Origin of the sequence: Pantoea sp. Pa-EAmG, assembly GCF_030024295.1 — a bacterium.
GTDB classification, from domain to species: Bacteria; Pseudomonadota; Gammaproteobacteria; order Enterobacterales; family Enterobacteriaceae; genus Pantoea; species Pantoea dispersa.
Map to the genome: position 1 here is coordinate 1 of NZ_JASEWO010000311.1, position 2,467 is coordinate 2,467.

Annotated in this window: 2 protein-coding genes and 1 pseudogene; 1 reads left to right on the forward strand and 2 read right to left on the reverse strand. The window is 53.8% G+C overall.

Annotated features, from left to right (window positions below):
* Window positions 1–260 (forward strand): annotated as a pseudogene (locus QMM04_RS22105) (type I pantothenate kinase); the annotation flags it as partial.
* A 53-nt stretch (window positions 261–313) separates the two neighbouring features.
* On the opposite strand, the gene birA reads toward QMM04_RS22105, so the two are convergent.
* Complete coding sequence (gene birA, locus QMM04_RS22110) at window positions 314–1,276, reverse strand: bifunctional biotin--[acetyl-CoA-carboxylase] ligase/biotin operon repressor BirA (RefSeq protein WP_215480783.1); 963 nt, start codon at window positions 1,274–1,276, stop codon at window positions 314–316.
* Window positions 1,273–2,310: a UDP-N-acetylmuramate dehydrogenase gene (gene murB / locus QMM04_RS22115; RefSeq protein ID WP_215480782.1), complete on the reverse strand. Its 1,038-nt coding sequence runs from the start codon at window positions 2,308–2,310 to the stop codon at window positions 1,273–1,275. Before murB ends, birA begins: the two co-directional genes overlap by 4 nt.
* Between the last annotated feature and the right edge of the window lie 157 nt (window positions 2,311–2,467).

A 2,467-nucleotide genomic window follows, 5' to 3' on the forward strand; every position in this document is an offset into this window, starting at 1 on the left:
CGCCAGAAAATTTATTAGAGCGCTGGTACGTTAATCGCTTTCTTAAATTCCGCGAAGGTGCCTTCAGCGATCCGGACTCTTATTTCCACCACTATTCTCAGCTGCCTGAAGAGGAAGCAGAGAGTATTGCACGTGGGTTATGGAAAGAGATCAACTGGCTGAATTTAAAAGAAAACATCTTACCTACGCGTGAACGGGCCAGCCTGATCATGACCAAGTCTGCGGATCATGCCGTGCAAAGTGTACGGTTACGAAAATAGTATTAAAAACGCCCTGCTTTATCAGGGCGTTTAATGCATTACTGTTTACTGTGTTAATTAGCGGGACGTAATGAGATCTCGCCACCGACCCAGGATTTAATCTCACCATCCTGTTCCAGCAATAAACCGCCCTGCTTATCAATTCCGCGCGCAATGCCATGCACTTCACGATCGCCAATCAGCAGTTTTACCGGGCGATGGATAAAGTTATCCAGCGCTTCCCAGCGGCCGACAAACGGCGCCAGCCCATCGCGTTCAAACAGCGGTAAAGCTTCACGCAGACGGTTTATCAGCCTGGCGGCGAGTTCGTTACGATTGATCTTGATGCCCGCTTCCTGCAGATTGATCCAACCCTGATTGATTTCCGCCGTGCCTTCGCCCCGCATTACCAGGTTGATCCCCGCGCCCATCACAATTTGCGCCGCATCGCCGGTTTTACCGGTGAGCTCAACCAGAATACCCGCCAGTTTACGATCCTGCAGATAGAGGTCATTTGGCCACTTAACGCGGACGTCTGCCGCGCCCAGCGACTGGATAACCTCTGCCATCACGATACCAATCACCAGACTCAGACCCATTGCCGCAGCTGGCCCCTGCTCCAGTCGCCAGTACATGGACATGTAGAGATTGGCGCCAAACGGCGAGAACCATTTCCGTCCGCGCCGGCCGCGCCCGGCCTGTTGATATTCCGCGATGCACGCATAGCCGGAGTTCAGCTGGTCCATGCGATCGAGTAAATACTGATTCGTTGAGTCAATAACCGGAATCACCGCCAGATCCGCCTGATGCAGATGCGCCAGTATCGCCTCTTCATTCAGCAACTGAATCGGCGCTGGCAGGCTGTAACCTTTCCCTGTCACGGTGTAGACATCGAGGCCCCAGCTTTTCAGCGTCTGAATATGTTTATTCACGGCAGCGCGGCTCATACCGAGCGCTTCACCCAGCTGTTCACCAGAGTGAAATTCGCCATCGGCCAGCAGGGCGACCAGTTTTAATGGAACGCTATGATCTTTCATGAAATCACCTCGACGGCGTTACGCTCGCCCTGCGCGCCAATGAAACGTACTTCTGGCTCCAGCCACACGGCAAATTTTTCCCCCACCTCCTGACGCACATGATGGGCCAGGGCGACAATATCCTGCGGTGTGGCATTGTCTTCATTGATCAGTACCAGTGCCTGCTGCCGATGCACCGCAGCGCCGCCAAGACGATAGCCTTTCAACGCACACTGATCGATCAGCCAGCCCGCGGCCAGCTTGACATCACCACTGTGCTGTGGATAGTGCGGCATAGCAGGATAGTGCGTGAGCAATGCCTCTGCCTGCTGAGTGGAAATCAGGGGGTTTTTAAAGAAACTGCCTACATTGCCTGTTATGCGCGGATCGGGCAGCTTACTTTGCCGCATATGGCACACCGCATTGAATACGTCCCACGCGCATACGGTAGCGGGATTGAGCTTCGCCAGATCGCCATAGCTCAGCACCGGTTTCCACTGCTTGGCCAGACGCAGACCGACGGCCACAATCACATAGTCGTGCTTCATCGCGTGTTTGAAGATGCTGTCGCGATAGCCAAACTGGCACTCATCACGGTGCAGACGCGTGACTGTGCTATCCGGCAGGTGTAACACCTCGACGTACTGGCAAATATCTTTAAATTCAACACCGTAAGCGCCAATGTTCTGGATGGGTGCCGATCCCGTCACGCCTGGAATCAGCGCCAGATTTTCCAGCCCGGTGAGGCCTCTCTTTAGAGTGTGCTCAACCAACTGATGCCAGTTTTCGCCAGCACCAACGTGCAGATGCCAGGCTTCGTCGTGCTCTTCCAGGGTGATGCCTTTAATCGCGTTGATCACCACGCAGCCGGCAAAATCTTCGAGGAACAGGACGTTACTGCCCTCGCCAAGCACCATAAACGGCTGATTATTTTGCTGGCTGGCGTGCCAGGCAGAGGAAATGGCTTCTGCGCTATCCGCAACAACAAGCTTTTCAGCCGCGATTGCAAGACCCAGTGTGTTGAACGCTTTCAGGGAAGTCTGAGGGCTGGACATGTTACGGCCTTTACTGATTAATCTGGCCGTAGTTTACCCGATTGCACGGTTTTACAGTGGGGAGTTTTCGCGTTTTTAGCGGTAAATTTGCTGAAGTACGGGCGTAAAAAAGCCCCGGACTCTCGTCCGGGGCTTCTTCACTGGTTTGATGCCTGGC

What these genes read in the sequence shown, in the direction of transcription:
- birA (WP_215480783.1), bottom strand. Translation starts at nt 1,276, where the DNA reads ATGAAAGATCATAGCGTTCCATTAAAACTGGTCGCCCTGCTGGCCGAT.
- murB (WP_215480782.1), bottom strand. Translation starts at nt 2,310, where the DNA reads ATGTCCAGCCCTCAGACTTCCCTGAAAGCGTTCAACACACTGGGTCTT.